The following is an 18,905-nucleotide window of genomic DNA, read 5'->3' as shown; positions in this document are numbered from 1 at the left end:
GGTTGCCTCAACGAACCCGTTTTCAGGCCCTCGCGTTCCTCGGCTCCTTCCTCGCCTTCTGCCTGGAGCTGGCCGCCGCCAAGCTGCTGCTGCCGCGCTTCGGCGGCAGCGCCTACGTCTGGACCGGCGCCATGATGTTCTTCCAGGGGCTCCTGCTCCTCTCTTACCTCTACGGCCGCCGGGCGCGGCTCCACCCGCGGGCGCACGCCGTCGCGCTGGTGCTCCCGTTCTTTTTCCTGCCGCTGACCCTCCCCGCGCCGCTCGCGGCGTCCGGCCCGTTCGCCGGGCTCCTTTGGTCCCTGGTCTTCTCGGTCGGGGCGCCGTTCTTCGTCCTGTCCACGACGGTCGTCGTCGCGCAAAGCTGGCTGATGCGGTCGTCGTGCGCGGAGCGGTCCGACGGCTATTTCCTCTACGCGGCGTCTAACGCCGGCGCCGCCTGCGCGCTGCTCGCCTATCCCCTCGCCATCGAACCGCTCCTGTCCCTCCCGGCGCAGGGCTGGCTGTGGCGCGGGCTCTACGCGGCGTATGCGGCGTTGTGCCTCTCCTGCGCCCCCCGCGGGAGCGGCGCGCTCGTCGAGCCGGCCGCCGGCGGGAGCGCCCCGTCGCGGCGCGAGCGCGCGCTGTGGCTGCTGCTCAGCGCCGCGCCGTGCGCGGCCCTGCTCGCCGCGACGAACCTCCTGAGCATGGACTTCGCCGCGGTCCCGCTGCTCTGGACCGCGCCCTTGGCGACCTATCTGCTCACCTTCGTGCTGAACTTCAAGCGCGTGCCCTGGTACCCCGAGAAGCTGAACCGGACTTTGCTCCCGGTGTTCGCCGTCTTCCTCGCGCTGATCCTCATCCCGGCGGGGCTCGCCTTCTGGTTCTCCCTGGATTCGACGCCCGCGCAGATCCTCAGCCGCCTGCTCGACCTCGGGAAATTCGGCTACGTCCTCTTCGCGCTCTTCGCGCTGAGCATGATCTTCCACCGGTCGCTTGCGACGGCCCGCCCCGCGTCGGAGCGGGCGATGGCTGAGTACTACAGCTGGATCGCCGCCGGCGGCCTGCTCGGCAGCGTCCTCGTCGGGCTGGCCGTGCCCTGCCTTGGCCGGGCCGTCGGCGCGCTGGCCCTCGACTGGGCCGCCGTGGGCGCGGTCGCCGCCGCCGCGATCCTCGTCCGCGACTGGGAGCAGATCCGCCCGCACCGCAAGGCCGCGGCCGCCCTCGCCGCCCTCGCCGTCGCCGTCGCCGCGGGGGTCACCTCGGCCGCCAGCCGGTCCGGCACGGTGCACAGCCTGCGCAACTTCTACGGCGTGTACTCCGTCCGCGACGAAGGCGGCGTGCGCAGCCTGTTCCACGGCAACACCGAGCACGGCGCTCAGTCCCTCGATCCCGTCCGCCAGGACGAGCCGTTGTCGTACTACGGGTTCGCCTCGCCTCTCGGCGAGGCCGCGGCGACGCTCGGCCCCTGGACCTCGGTCGGGGTCGTCGGCCTCGGCGCGGGCAGCCTCGCGGCGTACGGCCGCCGCGGCATGAGCATGGATTTCTACGAGCTCGACCCCGACGTGGCCGCCATCGCCGAACGCTGGTTCACGCATCTGCGGCGCAGCGAGTCCGCGGTCCGCGTCGTGGTGGGGGACGGGCGTCTCTCCCTCGAGAAGGCCGACGGCGCGTCCTACGACGCGCTCATCCTCGACGCCTTCAGCAGCGGCTCGATCCCGATCCATCTTCTGACCGAGGAGGCTTTCGCCTCCTATCTGCGCCGCCTGAAGCCCGGCGGCGTGATCCTCTGCCATATCTCCAACCGCTATCTCGATCTGCGCCCGGTGCTCGGCGCGGCCGCGCGCGACCTCGGGCTCTCCGCCGCGGCGAAGCGGCAGCTCTCCGGCGGGGACGGCGGCGTCCCGTCGGTGTGGGTGGCGGTCAGCCGCGACGCCGCGGCGATCGGCAGACTCGTGGAGAAGAAAGGCTGGCGGGAGCTCGGCAAGGGGCCGGCGGACGCGGCGGCCTGGACCGACCGGCACGCGAGTCTTCTGCCCGCGCTCGCGTTCTAGAAAAAAACCGGGCCGTCCATTGCGCTCGCCAGGAATCGAACCTGGATACCCGCCTTCGCAGGGCGGGACACTATCCTTTGTGTTACGAGCGCAATCGACGGCCCGACGCGTGATTATAGTTTATCGCCGGGCGGCCTGGCTAGCGACGCACGAGGCGGACGACGGTTTCGACGTGGTCCGTGTGCGGGAAAAGGTCGACCACGACGAGCCGGTCGGCGGCGTATTTCTCCTTGAGCAGGCCGAGGTCCCGGCCCAGGGACTCGGGATTGCAGGAGACGTAGAAGATCAGGGGCGGCGCCATCTCGAGCAAGGTCGCGGCGGCCTTGGCGTGAAGGCCCGCGCGCGGCGGGTCCACGACGACGGCCTCCGGGCGCAGGTCGAGGAGCGCGGGCAGGAGCAGCTCGACGGCCGCGCAGTAGAACTCGCAGTTCTTGAACCCGTTGCGTTCCGCGTTGGCCTTCGCGTCGGCCACGGCCGAGGGGTTGAGCTCGACGCCGACGACCTTGCGCGCGGCTCCCGCCAGCGACAACGCGATCCCGCCGCCGCCGCAGTAGAGATCGAGCACCGTACCCGTTCCCGGAAGCTCGCGCGTCCAGGAGCGAAGGAGGCCGTACAGCGCCTCGGTGCCCTTGGTGTTGGTCTGGAAGAAGGAGTGCGGGGAGATGCGGTAGTCGACGGCGCCGTCGGGGAAGTACAAGGTCTCGGTGATAAAGCCCGCGCCCGTCAAGGTCTCGAGGCTGTCCGAGATCGCGGTATCAGAGGCCTTGGCGTTGGAGCCGAGAAGGATTGTCGTCGCGGGGTAGACCGACTGGACCGCTTCTATAAAGGAAGGCTTGGGGATCTTCCCGTCCGTCGTGACGAGCAGCACCATGCGCTCGGGACGATTCTTGGCCTCGCGCAGGACGAGATGACGCAAAACGCCTTCTTTTTTATGGGAATTGTACGGGGGAACCTTCTCGCGCTCCGCCCAGGCGCGGACAGAGGCGAGCAGCTTCGCCGCCTCGGGGCTGGGAAGACGGCACTCCTGAAGGTCGAGGATCTCGTACCAGCGTCCCTTGGGCTTCATGCCGAGCTTGAGCCACTGTCCCGCGACGGGCGGATAGACGTCGCCGAAGCTGAACTCCATCTTGTTGCGGTAGTTCCAGATGTCGGGGGCGCCCAGGACGGACGCCTCGGGAAGGCCTTCGATCCCCGACAGGGCGGCGAGGACTTTGTCCTTCTTCAGGACAAGCTGGGACTCATAGGATTTGTCCTGAAGGGAGCAGCCGCCGCAGGCGCCGAAGTGACGGCAAAGCAACGAGGCTTCAGTTGGCGAACTTGAAATGGCAGACATCGCCGTCTTTGACCGTGTACTCTTTGCCTTCGGAGCGGATCAGGCCCTTCTCTCTCAGGGCCGCTTCGGAGCCGAGCTTGTCGATGTCGGCGTAGCCGTAGATGTCGGCCTTGATGAAGCCCTTCTCGAAGTCGGTGTGGATCACGCCCGCGGCGCGCGGCGCCTTGTCTCCTACGTGGATGGTCCAGGCGCGGACTTCCTCGACGCCGACGGTGAAGTAGGAGCACAGGCCGAGTGTCTTGTAGGCGCCGACGATCACGGTCTCGAGACCGCTCTGCTTCATGCCGAGCTCCTTCATGAACATCTCGCGGTCCTCGCCTGAGAGCTGGGCGATCTCGCTCTCGAGCTTGCCGCAGATCACCACCGATTCGGAGCCGCGGGCCTTCGTGAAGGCCTTGAACTCCTCGAGCGTCGAGGGATCGGGGTTCTCATCGGTGTTGCCGACATAAAGGACGGGCTTGGCGGTGAGCAAGGCGAAATCCTGGAGGACCTTCGGATCGAGGCCGAGGGCGCGGGCGGGCTTGCCCGCCTCGAGGCCGCTCTTGAGGGCGTCGAGCACGACCATCGCTTCCTTCGCGGCCTTATCGCCCGATTTGGCTTTGCCGGAGACCTTGTCGTACTGCTTCGAGATGCTCTCGAGGTCGGCGAGCATCAGCTCGGTCTCGATGACGTCTATGTCTCGCTTGAAATCGACCCCGCCCATGGTGTGGATGACGTCCGGGTCCTTGAACAGACGGACCATGTGAAGGATCGCGTCGACCTCGCGGATGTTCGCCAAGAACTTGTTTCCCAGGCCTTCGCCCGAAGCGGCGCCTTTCACGAGACCGGCGATATCGACGAAGCGGCAGGAGGCGGGGATCGTCTTCTTGGGCTTGGCCAGCTCGGTCAGGCGCTGGAGCCTCGGATCGGGCACGCCGACGACGCCCACGTTGGGCTCGATGGTGGTGAACGGATAGTTGGAGGCGGCCGCATTACCGGAAGTCAATGCGTTGAAGATGGTGGACTTGCCGACGTTGGGGAGACCGACGATGCCTATTTCCATGGGGGACGTCATGATATCAAATCGTGCACGGCCGGGTCGGGGTGCCGAAGGTCCCGGATTAATCTGGGCCCTATCCCCCATCCCATCAAGGACCATCGGCCCTCATGGCCGAATCCCGGGAGTTGATAGGATGCGCCCATGAAGAAAGAAACCCGCCTGTCTCCCGTGTTCCTCGCCCTCTCCCTTTTCCTCGCCTCCGGCCCGCTGCCCGCCGCCGCGCAGATGCGCGTGCAGGTGGGCGCCGGCTCCAGTGCCGGGGTCCCCGTCGTGCCCGCCCTCGGAGGCAGCATCCTGCCGAGCGCCGGCAGCCTGACCAGCTCCCCGGCGACCCTCGGCCTCAACGGCTCCCTCTCCGCGCCGAGCGCGACGCCCGCGCCCCTCGTCTCCGTGGTCCCGACCGCCGCCCTTCAGGCTCCGTCGGCCCTGACCGCCGTCACGGCCGCCGCCGCGACCCCCGACAACGCAAAGGCCATCGTGGTCCGCACCCCCGGCGCCGCCGCCTCGGGCGTCGCCGCCGAGGCCGCCGAATACGCCGCGTCCGTCCCCGCCGCGCAGGCGCCCGCCGCGAAGGCCGCCGCCCCCGTCGCGAAGAGCCTCGCCGGCCGCGTCCTCGACGTCTTGCTCCGCCGCCCCGCCGCCTCCGTCTCCTTCGACGGCGCCGCCGAGCGCTCCGCGCCGATCTTCGCGCGCATGGGCCTCAAGGAGCAGAAGCCGATCACCTTGCCCAACGGCACCGTCACCGACGAGCAGCCGACCACCCCCTCCCCCGACCGCGAGCCGACCACGCGCGTCGAGGCGTACGGCCTTCCCGGCGCCCGCGACGTGGGCGGCATCTTCGAGACGAGCCGCAAGGTCCTCGCCGCCGACCCGGCCAACGGTACGGCCGTCGTCGACGCCGTCAAGGCGATGATCGACGCCGACCCGGCGCGCTACGGCGTGTCGAGCGCCGACCTGCGCCTCATCCACGCCCAGAAGTTCACCGGCAAGGGTGAGCAGGCCGACACGCTCTTCGTGTACTTCCGGCAGACCAAGAACGGCCTCGTCGTCAACGGCTCGGCCCTGTCCTTCACGATCAAGACCCTGAACGGCCAGCCGACGATCGTCGCGCAGACCGGGCAGATCTTCCCGCAGCTGGACGTCAACACCGAGACGGTGCTCACCGACGACCAGATCATGGACAAGATCGCCGAGCGCACCGGCATGCCGACCTCCGACGTCGCCAACGCCTTCGAGTTCTACGAGCAGAAGATCGTCTACTCTCGCGGCGAGTGGCGCAACGTGAAGCTGTACGTCGCCGAGGGCCTGCCGTTCATGGTGGCCGTGGACGTCGTCAGCGGCCTCGTGTTCGCGTGGGACAACCGCACGGGCCTGGAGAGCGCCTCCGAGCCGGCCGCGGGCGGCGTGACGGGCACCGTCAGCGGCAAGGCCGTCGACCGGGGCCCGATCCTGGCGACCTCCGAGATCTCCGAGGTCCCGCTCCCCTTCCTCGAGGTCAAGATCGGCGGCAAGTCCTACGTCACCGACAAGAACGGCAAGCTCCCCGCCGACCTGACCGTGGGCCCCGAGGGGCTCGAGCTGACGGCGACTTTGTCCGGCCCGTGGGTCCGCGTCGAGAACCAGCAGGGCGCGACGCTGTCGGTCAAGGTCGCGGTCAAGCCCGGCGACAACAAGGTCGTCTTCAACCCCCAGGCGGGCGTCACCGACGAGAACACCTTGGCCCAGGTCAACGCCTTCCACAAGGTGAACCTCTCCCTCGCCTTCCTTCGCGAGCGCGGCCTCAGCAACGAGCGCATGGACAAGACGCAGCTCCCGGTCCGCACGAACATCAACGACGAGTGCAACGCCTACTACACGCCGGGCCGCCCGACCCTCAACTTCTTCCGGTCGAGCAAGAACTGCGTGAACTCCGCGTACGACACCGTCGCCGAGCACGAGAACGGCCACTACTGGGACGACTTCACCGGCGGCATCGTCAACGGCGGCCTGTCCGAGGGCTGGGGCGACATCCTCTCGATGTTCCGCCTGAACAACCCGATCATCGGCGAGCACTTCCTCAAGCAAAGCCGCGGCGGCGTCGACTACATTCGCCATGGCGAAAATACTTATCAATACAACGAGTACGACGAGGTGCACGACCAGGGCCAGGCGTGGGGCGGCTTCGCGTGGAAGCTCCGCAAGGCGCTGATCGCCAAGCTCGGCGAGGCGGAGGGCGCGGCGATGGCCGAGTCCCTCGTCATGCCGACGATGTTCGCCAAGGCCTCCCGCATCCCTGACGCGATGGCCCAGGTCCTCGTCAACGCGACGGGCAAGGACGGCACGATCCTGCATGAGGCGGAGATCCGCGCGGCCGCGAAGGCCCACGGCATCGACCTCCCGCAGAGCCGCGTCGGCGGCGTCGCGAGCTTCCTGTCGCGGCTGGCCGGCCCGCTGTCCGCCGTCAAGCTCACCGGCGCCGAGAGCCTCGGCGGCGGCACGCTGAACACCGGGCTGCTGGCCGCGGACGGCCAGTCTCCGATGGTCAAGGCCAAGATGACCTTCTCCGTCGGCGCGCTGTACCGCGGCCGCGTCGTCAACCAGCTGCGCCGCTACCTCGACGAGGCCGGCGTGAAGTACGAGCTCAAGTCGTACGGCGGCTGGCTCAGCACCGACTACCTGCTGATCATCGAAGGCCCGCAGGACGAGGTGCAGCAGCACGTGGACGCGATCCAGAGCTGGTTCCGCAGCCTCGAGTCGCGCTAAAAGCTCTCCTCACCAGGAGAAAAAAACCGGGCGGCCCTTGCGGGCCGCCCGGCCCTTTTTCGGCCGTCTCCGATTTGTCATACTGCGGCCATGAACAATATCCTTTTCCCGCTCGCCCTCCTGCTCGCGGCCTCCCCCGCCGGAGCCCTCGAATGGCACTCCCGCGGCGCGCGCGCCCTGGGCATGGGCGGCGCCGGCGTGGCCCTGGCCCAAGGGCCGCTGGCCTCGTACTGGAACCCGGCCGCGCTCGGGCGGCCGACGCCCAACACGCACGGCGTCCAGATCCCCCTCGGCGTGCACGCCGCGCTCACCGGCTCGGTGATCGAGGGCGCCAAGAACCTCGAGAACCTCAAGGACCGGGGCACGGCGCCGACGCAGGCCGAGGTCAACGACGCCCTCGACAAGCTCGACCAGCCCGGCAGCGGCATGCGCTTCGACGCCGACCTCGGAGTCAACGTCAAGACGGGAAGACTCGGGATCTTCTTCAACGGCTCGATAGACGCCGGCGCCGTGCCCCAGGTGGACCGCGTCAATACCGCCGCCGCCGACATCACCAACGGCACGAACAACTCCAAGCTCATCGTCAAGGGCGCCAACGTCGTCGAGCTCGGCGCCGCCTACGGCCGCGAGCTTCCCTTCGCCCAGGGCCTGTATCTCGGCGGCGCGCTGAAGCTCATGAGCGCGCAGGTCGGCTATTCGGACTACTTCGTCCTGCGCAACAACAACGACCAGGACAACATCGTCTCGAAGCTGAAGGACGGCGCGACGAAGAGCGCGAACTTCGGCGTGGACCTCGGCGCGCTGTGGGACCTCGACCGCTCCTTCGGCGGCGTCGCGCTCAAGCCGCGCGTTGGGCTCGTCGGCCGCAACCTCAACAACCCCAAGTTCAAGCAGCCCGCCGCGGCGACGGCCGCGGGCGTCACCGGCAAGTTCGCGGTGAACCCGCAGCTCCGCCTCGGCGCCTCGATCACCCCCTTCGACTGGTGGAACATCGCCGCGGACCTGGATCTCACGCGGAACCTCACCCCCGTCGACAACGCGGCCAGCCGCCAGATCGGCGTCGGCAGCGAGTTCAACGTATTCAACCGCTCCTGGATCAACATCCCGCTGCGCATCGGGCTGACGAGGAACACGGCGGAGACCTCCGCCGGGAACGTGCTCACTTTGGGCGCCGGCCTCAATTTCCTGCACGTCATGCTGGACGCCTCCGCCGCCGTCAGCAACAAGCGCGTGGTCACCGAGAGCCAGGGCACGGAGAAGAAGATGCCCCGTGAGGTCGCGCTCGGCGTCCAACTCAGCGTGCTCTTCGGCGGAGACTCGGAGAAAGAACCCGAGGCCCCCGCGCGCGAATGGAAGTCCGCGCCTCCGGCGGACGATCAGCCCGCGTCGACCGAGACGATCAGGAAGGCCGCCGAGAAGGCGCAGGAGGACCTCAAGGCCGAGGAGCTGAAGCAGTCCGCCCCGGCCGCGAAGCCGTAGGGGCTATAGGTCCCAGCGCCGGATCAGGAACAGGGCGAGGGCGCCGAAGCCGGCGTTGGCCATCCACGCCGCGGCCAGCGGCGGCAGCCGGCCGCTGACGCCGAGGGTGCGGCCGATCTCCATCATCCAAAGGAAGATGAAGGACAGCCCGAGCGCCGCGCAGAACGCCACGACCCGCGACGATTTGCGCAGCCGCAGCGCGATGGGGATGCCGAGGGCGCAGATGATCAGGTTCGTGAAGGGGTAGGCGATCTTCGCCATCGCCGCCACCTCATACTCCCGCGGCGAGCCGCCGAAGCGCCCGACGCGCCGCGCGTAGGCGAGGGCCTCGCGCATGGTCAATTCGTCGGGGCTCGTCGCGCGCGGCACGAGGCTGAGCGGCGGCGCGCTCAGCTCCGAGACCTTGGTCTCGAAGGGGGTCTCGACGACGCCCGTCGGGCCGAACACGCGCTCGACGCCGTCGTGGAACACCCAGCGTTCGCGCGCGGGATCCCAGAACGCGTATTTCGCGTCGAGCTGCCGGTCCACGCCGTGGGCGCCCATCGTCTCGTGGGTCGGCCGCTCGAGCTTGCCTTCCTTCGGGAGGAACAGCCAGGCCTGGACGAACTGATCCTCGCCGCCGAGCAGGGCCACGTTCTGATACTTCGTCCACTCCCATTCGGGATGGACCTTCTCGCGCCACAGCCGGCGGGAGCGGGCCCAGGCCGCGGGCATGATCGTCTCCTGGGCGGCGAAGGCGAGCACGGACACCCCCAGCGCGCAGCCGAGCACCGGGAGCCAGAAGCGCTTCGTCTCGATGCCGCAGGACTGCGACGCGAGCCACTCGCCGCTCTGCACGAAGCCGCCGATGGCGACCAAAGTCGCCAGAAGGGTCGCCATCGGGATCACGCGCCCGGCCCAGTACGGGACCTCGAGCCAGAGGCATTCGAGGATGGTCATCAGCGGCGCGTGCGAGCGCATGATCGGGTTCATCTTGTCGAAGGTGTCGCCGAGGAAGATGAGGACCGCGAACAGCCCGAGGCCGAAGGCGAAGGGCCTCACGAAGCGCCCGACCATGTAGCGCGTGTAGATCGTCACTGCGCGGCCGCCTTGCGCGTCAGGACGATCCCCGCGAGCAGGCCCGCCGCGTCGCACAGCCAGGGGGCCACGGACGCGAGGGACTCGTGCCGGCGGCCCAGGCTGATCCCCACGACGAGAAGGCCGTAGAAGACGAACATGACGCCGAGGCTGGCGGCGAGGTCCGCGCCGCGAGTCTTGCGCTTGGCCATCCCGAGCGGGACGCCGACCCAGAAGAACACGAACGGCGAGAGCGCCCCGACCGTGCGCACGGCCGCCTCGACGCGGTACTCGAGGCGCCGGTCAGCGGGCGTCTCCGGCTCGGACGCCTTCGCGCGCAGCCGCGAGGTGCTCATCTCCTGCATGTCGAGCTCGCGCGGCGCCGCGGCGGCGGTCAGGGGCACGAAGACGCTGTAGCGCTCGAAGCGCCCGGAGGTGAAGCGCTCCGGCTCACGGCTCGGGAGCTGCAGCTGGCCGTCGAGCAGCTCGAGCGTGATCCCCCGTCCCGGCTCCGAGGTCAGCTTCCCTTTCTCGGCGTTGATGCGCATGCCCGACGACTGCCCCGGCTTGACGAGATAGACGCCCTCGAGGAAGCCCGTCTTCGCGTCCGAGCCGCGCGCGTACAGGCGCCACGGCCCCAGCTCGGTGAAGGAGCGCGAGCGCAGCTCCACGCGAGCCACCTTCTGAGCCGCCTCGGTCGTGCGCTTCTTGAAGGAGTGGAAGCCGTCCGGCCCAAGCTTGTGGTTGACAGCGAGGAGGAGCGCCGACAGGAGGATGGACGTCCAGAGAAGGGGACGGGTGATCTCGCGGTAGGAGAATCCGCTGGCGCGCAGGGCCATGATCTCGCCGCTGTCGGCGAGCTGGCCCAGGACCACCATCGCCGCGACGAGGAAGGACATCGGCACGGCCAGCGCCGCGAAAGAGGGCAGCAGCCGGGCGAAGCAGCTGAGTATCCACCAGACCGGTATGCCTTTCATCATCGCCAGCGAGAACAGACGCAGGAACTGGTTCATCATCAGCACGCCCAGGAACAGGGCGACGCTGGCACCGAAGACCGGCAGGAACTGGCGCAGGATGTAGCGCGGCAGGATCGGCATCAGGCCGATTCTATCAACTTTGACCCAGCGCCGTATGACGGTGTCAGGCCTAACAATTCGTCGAATTCTCATGTGGGCGGGGGTGGAGGAGTGTCGTCCGTCGGGGACGGGCGGGATTGGCCCCGCATGAATTCGACGAATTGTTAGGCCTGACACCATTCATGGTTGGATGCCGTCCATATTTGTATCATCGGATTCATGAGCGACCTCTCCTCCCGATCCGCCGTTGCCGCGCTGTACGCCGATGATCACAACTCCGAGTTCCTCGAGGACTTGAAGCTGCTGGCCCGCATACCGAGCGTCTCGTTCCCCGGCTTCGACCCCAAGGAAGTCGAGCGCTCCGCCGAAGCCGTCGCCGCCCTGTGCAAGGCGCGCGGCCTCGAGAACGTCGAGATCCTGAAGCTGCCCGGCGCCCACCCGTACGTCTACGCCGACTGGCTGCACGCCCCGGGCAAGCCGACCCTCCTGCTGTACGCGCACCACGACGTCCAGCCCGCCGGCCGCGAGGAGCTGTGGAAGTCCCCGCCGTTCGAGCCCACCGAGCGCGACGGCCGCCTGTTCGGCCGCGGCTGCGCCGACGACAAGGCCGGCGCGGTCGCCCACACGAGCGCGATCGCGTCCTGGCTCAAGACCCACGGCTCGCTGCCGGTCAACGTGAAATTGATCATCGAGGGCGAGGAGGAGTGCGGCTCCGACAATCTGGAGCCTTTCCTCGAGAAGTACGCGGAGAAGGTGATGGCCGACGTGATCGTCCTCACCGACACCGGCAACTTCGACCACGAGACGCCTTCGATCACCGTCGCGCTGCGCGGGATCGTCGCGCTCGACGTGACCGTGCGCTCGATGGACCACCCTCTCCACTCCGGCATGTGGGGCGGGCCCGTCGTCGACCCCGTGCTGGCCCTGTCGAAGATGATCGCCTCCGTCGTCGACGCCAAGGGGCGCATGACGATCCCGGGGATCTACAAGGACGTCGCCAAGCCCGCGAAGGCGTCCGAAGCGAGCCTCAAGGCCCTCAAGCTCTCCGAGAAGACGTTCCGCGAGCAGAGCGGCCTGTTCAAAGGCACCAAGCTGATGGTCAGCCCGAAGGACATCCTGCGCTCCAACTGGTACATCCCGTCGTTCTCCGTGAACGCGATCCAGGCCTCGTCGAAGAAGGACTGCGCGAACATCATCAACGACTCGGTGTGGGCGCACATGGGCATACGCGTGGTCCCCGGCATGAACCCGAAGAAGACGCTCGCCGACCTCAAGAAGCACCTGGTCAAGAACGCCCCTTGGGGCGTGAAGGTCGAGTTCTCCGGGGAGACGGCGAGCCCGTCGTGGACGACGGACACCGACGCGCCCGCCTTCACCGCGGCGCGCACGGCGCTCAAGAAGGGCTACGGGCGGCCGGCCGTGGACATGGGCTGCGGCGGCTCGATCCCGTTCGTCGGGCCCTTCGCGAAAGCCTTGAAAGGCGCGCCCGCGCTGCTCATCGGCGTCGAGGACCCGCTCTCCAACCCGCACTCGGAGAACGAGAGCCTGCACCTGGGCATGTTCCAGAAGGCGATCGCCTCGGCCGTCCACCTGTACGCGGAGATCGCGGACTTGCCTTCCGTCAAGTAACGGCGGCGTCAAGGAATTATCGTTGCATGACCCCCGTTGCGCTCTCCTTTAGAGCCCAACGGGGGTCTTCATGTATCCAGTCTGGGAAGTTCCGGGCCTGACCGCGGGCGGCGTGCTCGCGCTGATCGCGACGTTCCACATACTCCCGTCGCACCTGTCGGTGAGCGCGATGTGGCTCAACCTCTACCTCGAGAGCAAGGCCTACCGCGAGGAGCGCCCCGACCTCCTGGAGTTCGTGCGCAAGTACTCGCGCATGCTCCTGATCTTCGCCTACGTGTTCGGCTCGATCACCGGCGTCGGCATCTGGTTCTCGGCCTCGGCCGCCGCCCCGCGCGCCCTGTCCGGGCTCATCCACAACTACGTCTGGGGCTGGGCGACCGAGTGGTGCTTCTTCCTCATCGAGGTCGCCGGAATCTTCACCTATTACTACACCTTCGACAAGGTCGACCGGAAGACGCACCTCAAGATCGGCTGGATCTTCGCGCTGGGCTCGTGGACGACGATGGTCGTCATCGTCGGCATACTGACCTTCATGCTCACGCCCGGACGCTGGCTCGTCACCGGCGGCTTCTTCGACGGCTTCTTCAACGAGACATACTGGCCCCAGCTCTTCCTGCGCACGACGGGCATGTTCGCGATCGCGGCCGCCTACGCCGTGGCCGTGGCCAGCCGCGCGGAGGACGCGCGGACGCGCGCCGACGTGATCAGGATCGCGTCCCTATGGGGCCTGGCCGGGCTGGCGCTCGGCACCGTATGCTTCTTCTGGTACCGCGCCTCCCTGCCCGAGGCCGCGCGCGCGACCTTCGACGCGCTCCTGACGCCGGGCCTGAAGCAGGGCATGTGCGTCCCCATCGGGCTCATGGCCGCGTACTTCGCCTTCCTGCGCCGGCGGCCGCTGTCGGTCGGCTTCGCGCCCGCGGTGTTCGCGATCGCGGTCCTGTTCGTCTCGATCTTCTCCTTCGAGCGCGGCCGGGAGCTGATCCGCAAGCCCTACTTGATGCCGCAGTTCATGTACTCCAACCAGATCATCGGCGGGGAGCTTCCCGCCAAGGGGGTCTCCTCGGAGACGGCCGCGATCAACGCGAAGGGCGTGCTCCGCTTCGCGCCCTTCGTGCCGGACGGACTGCGCGAGGTGAGCGACGCCAACCGCCTCGAGGCCGGGCGCATGGTGGCGCTGATCGAGTGCAGCGCCTGCCACACGCTCTCGCCCAAAGGCCTGCGGCCGCTGCCGCAGCGGGTGAGCGCGCTCGGCTTCACCGACGCCGACTCCCTGGCCGGCTTCATCGACAGCCTCGGCTCCTATCCGTACATGCCGCCGTTCGTCGGCACGGAGACGGAGAAGAAGGCCCTCGCCGAATACCTGATCTCGATCGCGAAATAGAAGGAGAACCGTCATGGATACCCCCGCGATGCTGCAGCTCCTCAAGGACCCCATGGGCGTCCCGTTTTATCCGGCCGTCTTCCAGGCGCTGATGGTCCTCACCTTCGCGCTGCACATCCTGTTCGTGAACCTCTCGCTCGGCGCGACCTGCCTGACCGTCGTCGGCCGGCTCAAGGGCGGCGACCGCTGGAACCGGCTGGCCGGAGGCATGGGCCAGGCCGCGACGGCGAGCGTCTCCGGGGCGATCCTGCTCGGCGTCGCGCCCCTGCTCTTCGTCCAGGTCATCTACGACCCCTTCTGGTACGCCTCGAGCAACCTGTCCGCGGCTTGGGCGATCGGCTTCATCTTCATCCTGATGGCCGGCTACGCGTCGCTGTACCTGGCCCGGGACCGGCAGGGCGACGCGGGCTCCGCCTTCGCCGGGCTCTCCTTCGCGCTGTTCCTGACGGCGGGCTTCATCATGCACGTGCTCGGCTTCCAGCTGCTCCAGCCGGAGAAGTGGCTCGGCTGGTACGCCGGCCGCGGCGCCGCCGCGACCGCGGGGACGGTACTCCATGATTTTTCCCTGCCGCGCTTCCTTCACTTCATCGTCCCCGCCTTCGCGGCGACCGGAGTCTTCCTGATGCTGTACTCCTGGTATTTCCGCGCGCGCGCGGACGCCGACGCCGCCTACCTCGATTGGGCCGGGCGCCTCGGCGCCAAGATGGCGTTCCACGCCACCGCGATCGAGGCCCTCACCGGACTGCTCTGGCTGATGGTCCTGCCGCGGGACCTGCGCTTCCACGCCCACCCCCTGTTCGTGCTGGGGCTGACGCTGGGGCTGGCCCTGCTCGGGTTCCTCTACTTCGTGCAGGCGCGGGAAAAGGATCATCATCGCTTCGCCTGGGCGGCCGCGGCGGGGATGTTCGCGACCGTGCTGGAGATGGCGGCCGCGCGCGAGGCGCTGCGCGTGCGCTACCTCGGCCGGTTCGGCTACGCGATCGCGGACCACCGCCTGAATATCGATTGGGGGAGCACCAGCCTCTTCTTCGTCACCTTCGCCCTGTGCCTGGTCGTCCTCGCCTGGATCCTGGCCGTGGCCTACCAGTCCGGCCGCGTGGCCGGGCGCTGGGAGGCGAGCCCGGGGATGAAGGCCTGGGGGAAGGCGAGCATCGCGCTGCTCGTCTCCTGGCTCGTGATCGTCGCCGGACTCGGCGTCGTGATCACTTTGCGCAACCGCGGCCTTTAGCCGGGCCTATTCGATGGTGATGAGGGTCACCGGCAAAGACAGAGGCTTGCCGCCGCGCTCGATCTTCACCGACACCGTGTCGCCGGGCTTGAAGCGGTCGAACGCGTTGTAAAGGTCGTCGAAGTCCCGCACGGGGAAGGACTCGACGCCGACGATGACGTCGCCGGCGGCCACGCGGCCGCCCGGCAGGCGCCGCAGCCCGCGCAGGCCCGCCTTCGCCGCCGGCCCCCGGGGAGAGACCTCGTTGACGACGACGCCGGGGCGGTCCCCGATGAGATAGTACTTCTGGCCGGTGCTCAGGATGGTGATGCCCATGCCCGGCCGCACGACCTTGCCGTACTTGATCAGCTCCGGGACGATGCGGGCGATGAACGACACGGGGACGGCGAAGCCGATCCCGGCGCTGCCGCCGGACCGGCTGAAGATCATCGTGTTCATGCCGATCAGGTTCCCGTCCGAGTCGAGCAGCGGGCCGCCGGAGTTGCCGGGGTTGATCGCCGCGTCGGTCTGGATCATGTCCCGGATCGTGATGCCGCTGATCCCCTGGACCTCGCGGCCGAGGGCCGAGATGACCCCGGTCGTCAGGGTGTGGTCCAGGCCGAACGGGTTGCCGATGGCGATCGTCTTCTGACCGACCTGCAGCGCCTCGAACTTGGCCACGCGCACGGGCGCGAGCTTGTCGTGGCTCTTCTCGACCTTGAGGACGGCGATGTCCTTCGTCGGGTCGGAGCCGACGAGACGCGCCTCGAGCTGGGTCTGGTCCCCGAGCGTCACGAGGAAGGCGTTGCCGCCCTGCACGACGTGGAAATTGGTGACGATGTGACCCTGGCGGTCCCACACGAACCCCGAGCCGGTCCCCTGCGGGATCGCCTGCTCGTCCATGTAGGGGCTCTGCGTGATGGCGACGTTCGTGACGTACACGACGGAGGCCGAGGCGGATTTGAACACCTTGATCGTGTTCTCCTCGTCGGGGAGGAGGCCGTGGACCGTGGTCGAGGCGGCCGCCAGGGCGAGAACGACGCAGAGGAGTCGGATGAGCATGGGCGAATTTTATATAATTTCCGCTCGTGACGACTTCCGCCCCTCGCTTCCAGCCCGAGCTCTCCGACCAGGACAAGCGCCCCACGCGCTGCCCGGCCTGCGGCTGCGACGGCCCGGAGAAGGCCTCCCCGTCCAACGAGGACGGGTTCGAGCTGCTCACCTGCCCGGACTGCGGCTTCGGCCGCACCTGGCCGCCGGTCCCGGGAGACGAGATCGGGAAGTGGTATCCCGAGCAGTACTACGGCAAGGAGAACGTCCGCTTCAACCCGGTCTTCGAGGCCCTGGTGCGGTGGTTCCGCAAGCGCCGCGCCGCCGTCCTCTACAACCGGGTCCCCCGCGGCCCGGTGCTCGACGTCGGCTGCGGACGCGGCATGATGCTCTCCTACATGCGCGAGCTCGGCTATGAGGCCCACGGCCTCGAGCTCAGCGAGACCGCGGCCCACCACGCGCGCCGCGTCCTCAAGCTCGAGGTGGCGACCGGCGATTTCCTCACGTCCCCCCACGAGAAGAGCCGCTACAACGCGGTGATCTTCTGCCACACGCTCGAGCACTTCGCGAACCCCGTCGCCGCGGTCGCGCGCGCGCACGAGCTGCTCAAGCCGGGCGGAGTCCTCTTCATCGCGGTCCCGAACTACGGGAGCTGGCAGGCCCGGCTTTTCGGCGGCAACTGGTTCCACGTGGACGCTCCCCGCCACTACTTCCACTTCACCGTCAAGTCCCTCGAGGCGATCCTCGCGCGCCACCGCTTCCGCGTCGTCCAACTCGACCACTACAGCTTCGAGCAGAACCCCTACGGCCTCCTCCAGTCCGTCTTCAACGCGGCCGGCTTCCGCTTCAACCTGCTCTACTCCCTCCTCAAGAACTCGACGGCCCGGACCGACACGGCCGTGCGCTACCCGTTCCAGACCGCCGCGCACGCCGCCCTTCTCCCCTTCCTGGTCCCGCTCGTCGTCGCCGCGACCGCCCTCGAGACCCTGTTCAAGTCGGGCGGGACCTTCGAGATGTACGCGTTCAAGGAATGATCGAGGCTCTCCTCGAACGGCGAGGGCTTTGCCTGGCCGTCGTCGCGTTCCTGTCCCTCCTCGTCCACGCGAAAGGCCTCACCGCCCCGCTCCTCGATTACCACTTCCACCGCCAGGTCAACACCGCCTCGATCGCCCGCGGCTATTGGCGCGGCGCGCTCCCGATCGCCCAGCCCCGCATCGATTGGGACGGCGGAGAGGACCGCCTCGCCGCGACGGAGCTCCCGGTCCACATGTGGCTCTACGGTAAGCTCTGGCCGGTCGGCGGCCTCGGCGAGAAATGGGGCCGGCTCATCTCCGTCGCCGCGTCCCTTTTCACCGCCCTTCTCCTCTTCGCCTTCTTCGACGAAGAACTCGGGCGGGAAGCCGCCTTCTGGGGAGCCTCCCTCTTCTCCCTTCTGCCGGTCGAGGTCTACTTCGGCCGCACCGTCCAGCCCGAGGCGACCGCGCTCCTCGCCCTGGTCGCCGCCCTCTTCTTCTGGAGCCGCTCTCTCGATGACGGCCGTCCCTGGAGCGCCTGGGCGCTCGCCGTGTCCTGCGCGTTCGTCGCGGTCGGCCTCAAGCTCCCGTACGCGCACCTCCTCGTCCCCCTCGCGGGCCTGACCTGGCGGAAGCTCGGACGCCGGACCCTCTCCGATTGGCGCATGTACGCCGCGGGGCTGGCCTCGATGGGCGGGGTGATCGCTTGGTACCTGCACGCGCGCCAAGGAGTCTACGTCGTTCCCACGCACGCCGGGGAGTACACCAACCTCCTCGATTACTCGCGCATCCTCTACTTCATCCAGTTCCAGATCTTCTCGCGCTTCCCGGAAGTGGTCATGACCTACGCCGGCGTCGTGTTCCTGGCCGTCGGCGCGCGCCGGATCCTTTGGGAGAAGCGCGACGCGTTCTGGATCTCCTGGTTTTTCGGCGTGGTCCTGCATCTCTTCGCGATGTCGGGCTACTCGCACTCCCACGAATACACGGCGCTGCCGCTGGCGCCCGTCGCGGCCGGGCTCATCGGCGCCGGCGTCGCGCGCTTGCGAGAGAAGGCAGCGGCCGCGAAGAACCGGTCCTTCGCGCTCGCGGGCGTGGCCCTCCTGCTCGTCGCGATCCCCGCGCATTCGGCCCTGCGCATCAGCCACTGGTATAGACAGGGTTTCGATTACGCCCTCGGCGCCGCCAAGGCGGCTGACGCCGTCAGCGAGAAGGGAGACCTGTTCTACACCAACTGCCAGGCCCCCTCCGTCCTCCTGTATTATCTCGATCGCCGCGGCTGGTCCGGCGAGCTGGACATGCAGGAGCCGGCGGCCGCCGAGGCCGCCGTCGACGAGCATGCCGCGAAAGGCGCGCGGTTCGTCGCGTCGGAGAAGCGCGGCCTCTTCGCCGAGCCGGACGGCTCGATGTGGAAGCGCTTCCGCGGGCGAGGCAAGCCGGTCTGGGACGACGGCAAGCTCGTGATCTTCCCGCTCGCGCCGGGGCGCTGACGCGGCGGACTGTTTCCGGAAACAGTTCGAACGATGATGATGCGCCGAGCCCTTTTCATCTGCGGACGCAATCGGCTGAGAAGCCCCACCGCCGAACGGATATTCCAAGGCCGCGGCGGCTTCGAGATCTCCTCCGCCGGGCTCAATCCCGGCGCGGACGTCCGGGTCTCGTCCGAGCTCCTCGAGCAGGCCGACCTCGTGTTCGTCATGGAGAACGCGCAGCGCGCGAAACTCATGAAGACATTCGGCTCCTGCCTGAAGGGAAAGAAGGTCGTCTGCCTCGGCATCCCCGACGACTACGGCTACATGGACTCCGAGCTGATACGCCTGCTGGAAGCTAAGGCCGGCCCGTTCTTCGCGCGCTGACGGCGCCGCGGCCTAGG

14 protein-coding genes and 1 tRNA gene are annotated in these 18,905 nt (G+C 68.3%); 9 read left to right on the top strand and 6 right to left on the bottom strand.

All coding sequences use genetic code 11. From position 1 onward, the window contains the following. Positions 1–2: 2 nt before the first annotated feature. Complete coding sequence (locus HYV14_18365) at positions 3–2,030, top strand: fused MFS/spermidine synthase (GenBank protein ID MBI2387955.1); 2,028 nt, start codon at positions 3–5, stop codon at positions 2,028–2,030. 20 nt (positions 2,031–2,050) lie between these two features. Here the strand turns inward: HYV14_18365 and HYV14_18360 are convergent. From HYV14_18360 to ychF, 3 genes are all read right to left on the bottom strand, one after another. Further along, positions 2,051–2,122 (bottom strand) — tRNA-Arg (locus HYV14_18360). 47 nt (positions 2,123–2,169) lie between these two features. Beyond that, the gene (gene rlmD, locus HYV14_18355; GenBank protein ID MBI2387954.1) at positions 2,170–3,327 is read right to left on the bottom strand and encodes a 23S rRNA (uracil(1939)-C(5))-methyltransferase RlmD; all 1,158 of its coding nucleotides are present in this window, start codon (positions 3,325–3,327) and stop codon (positions 2,170–2,172) included. A gap of 7 nt (positions 3,328–3,334) precedes the next feature. Further along, complete coding sequence (ychF, locus tag HYV14_18350) at positions 3,335–4,405, bottom strand: redox-regulated ATPase YchF (GenBank protein MBI2387953.1); 1,071 nt, start codon at positions 4,403–4,405, stop codon at positions 3,335–3,337. 138 nt (positions 4,406–4,543) lie between these two features. Here ychF and HYV14_18345 point away from each other — a divergent pair, with 138 nt between their 5' ends. Then, positions 4,544–7,144 (top strand): hypothetical protein, encoded by a 2,601-nt coding sequence (locus HYV14_18345; GenBank protein MBI2387952.1) that lies wholly within the window; start codon positions 4,544–4,546, stop codon positions 7,142–7,144. 90 nt (positions 7,145–7,234) lie between these two features. Then, positions 7,235–8,623: a conjugal transfer protein TraF gene (gene traF / locus HYV14_18340; protein ID MBI2387951.1), complete on the top strand. Its 1,389-nt coding sequence runs from the start codon at positions 7,235–7,237 to the stop codon at positions 8,621–8,623. A gap of 3 nt (positions 8,624–8,626) precedes the next feature. Here the strand turns inward: traF and HYV14_18335 are convergent, their stop codons facing one another. Together HYV14_18335 and HYV14_18330 are read right to left on the bottom strand one after the other, a co-directional pair. Continuing rightward, positions 8,627–9,700 (bottom strand): LptF/LptG family permease, encoded by a 1,074-nt coding sequence (locus HYV14_18335; protein MBI2387950.1) that lies wholly within the window; start codon positions 9,698–9,700, stop codon positions 8,627–8,629. After that, positions 9,697–10,776 (bottom strand): LptF/LptG family permease, encoded by a 1,080-nt coding sequence (locus HYV14_18330; GenBank protein MBI2387949.1) that lies wholly within the window; start codon positions 10,774–10,776, stop codon positions 9,697–9,699. The genes HYV14_18335 and HYV14_18330 overlap by 4 nt, the downstream gene beginning before the upstream one ends. A 198-nt stretch (positions 10,777–10,974) precedes the next feature. Between HYV14_18330 and HYV14_18325 the strand changes: the two genes are divergently transcribed. The 3 genes from HYV14_18325 (at position 10,975) to HYV14_18315 (ending at position 14,993) form a co-directional block, all read left to right on the top strand. Then, positions 10,975–12,384 carry a M20/M25/M40 family metallo-hydrolase gene (locus HYV14_18325; protein ID MBI2387948.1) on the top strand — a complete coding sequence of 470 codons (1,410 nt, stop codon included), beginning with the start codon at positions 10,975–10,977 and terminating at the stop codon, positions 12,382–12,384. A gap of 70 nt (positions 12,385–12,454) precedes the next feature. Continuing rightward, complete coding sequence (locus HYV14_18320; GenBank protein MBI2387947.1) at positions 12,455–13,765, top strand: cytochrome ubiquinol oxidase subunit I; 1,311 nt, start codon at positions 12,455–12,457, stop codon at positions 13,763–13,765. Between the two features lie 13 nt (positions 13,766–13,778). Next, positions 13,779–14,993, top strand: coding sequence for a hypothetical protein (locus tag HYV14_18315; protein ID MBI2387946.1), 1,215 nt, complete (start codon positions 13,779–13,781; stop codon positions 14,991–14,993). A gap of 6 nt (positions 14,994–14,999) precedes the next feature. Here the strand turns inward: HYV14_18315 and HYV14_18310 are convergent, their stop codons facing one another. After that, complete coding sequence (locus tag HYV14_18310) at positions 15,000–16,034, bottom strand: trypsin-like peptidase domain-containing protein (GenBank protein MBI2387945.1); 1,035 nt, start codon at positions 16,032–16,034, stop codon at positions 15,000–15,002. Between the two features lie 26 nt (positions 16,035–16,060). Here HYV14_18310 and HYV14_18305 point away from each other — a divergent pair, with 26 nt between their 5' ends. The 3 genes from HYV14_18305 to HYV14_18295 are packed head-to-tail and all read left to right on the top strand — an operon-like array spanning position 16,061 to position 18,888. After that, positions 16,061–17,056, top strand: a complete 996-nt coding sequence (locus HYV14_18305; protein MBI2387944.1) for a class I SAM-dependent methyltransferase — start codon at positions 16,061–16,063, stop codon at positions 17,054–17,056. Further along, complete coding sequence (locus HYV14_18300) at positions 17,053–18,522, top strand: glycosyltransferase family 39 protein (GenBank protein MBI2387943.1); 1,470 nt, start codon at positions 17,053–17,055, stop codon at positions 18,520–18,522. Before HYV14_18305 ends, HYV14_18300 begins: the two co-directional genes overlap by 4 nt. A gap of 39 nt (positions 18,523–18,561) precedes the next feature. After that, entirely contained in the window at positions 18,562–18,888 is a 327-nt protein-coding gene (locus tag HYV14_18295) for a phosphotyrosine protein phosphatase (protein MBI2387942.1), read from the top strand. Positions 18,889–18,905 lie beyond the last annotated feature (17 nt).

This window comes from Elusimicrobiota bacterium, assembly GCA_016182905.1.
GTDB lineage: Bacteria > Elusimicrobiota > Elusimicrobia > UBA1565 > UBA9628 > GWA2-66-18.
This window is presented reverse-complemented; position numbering and strand designations above follow the sequence as displayed.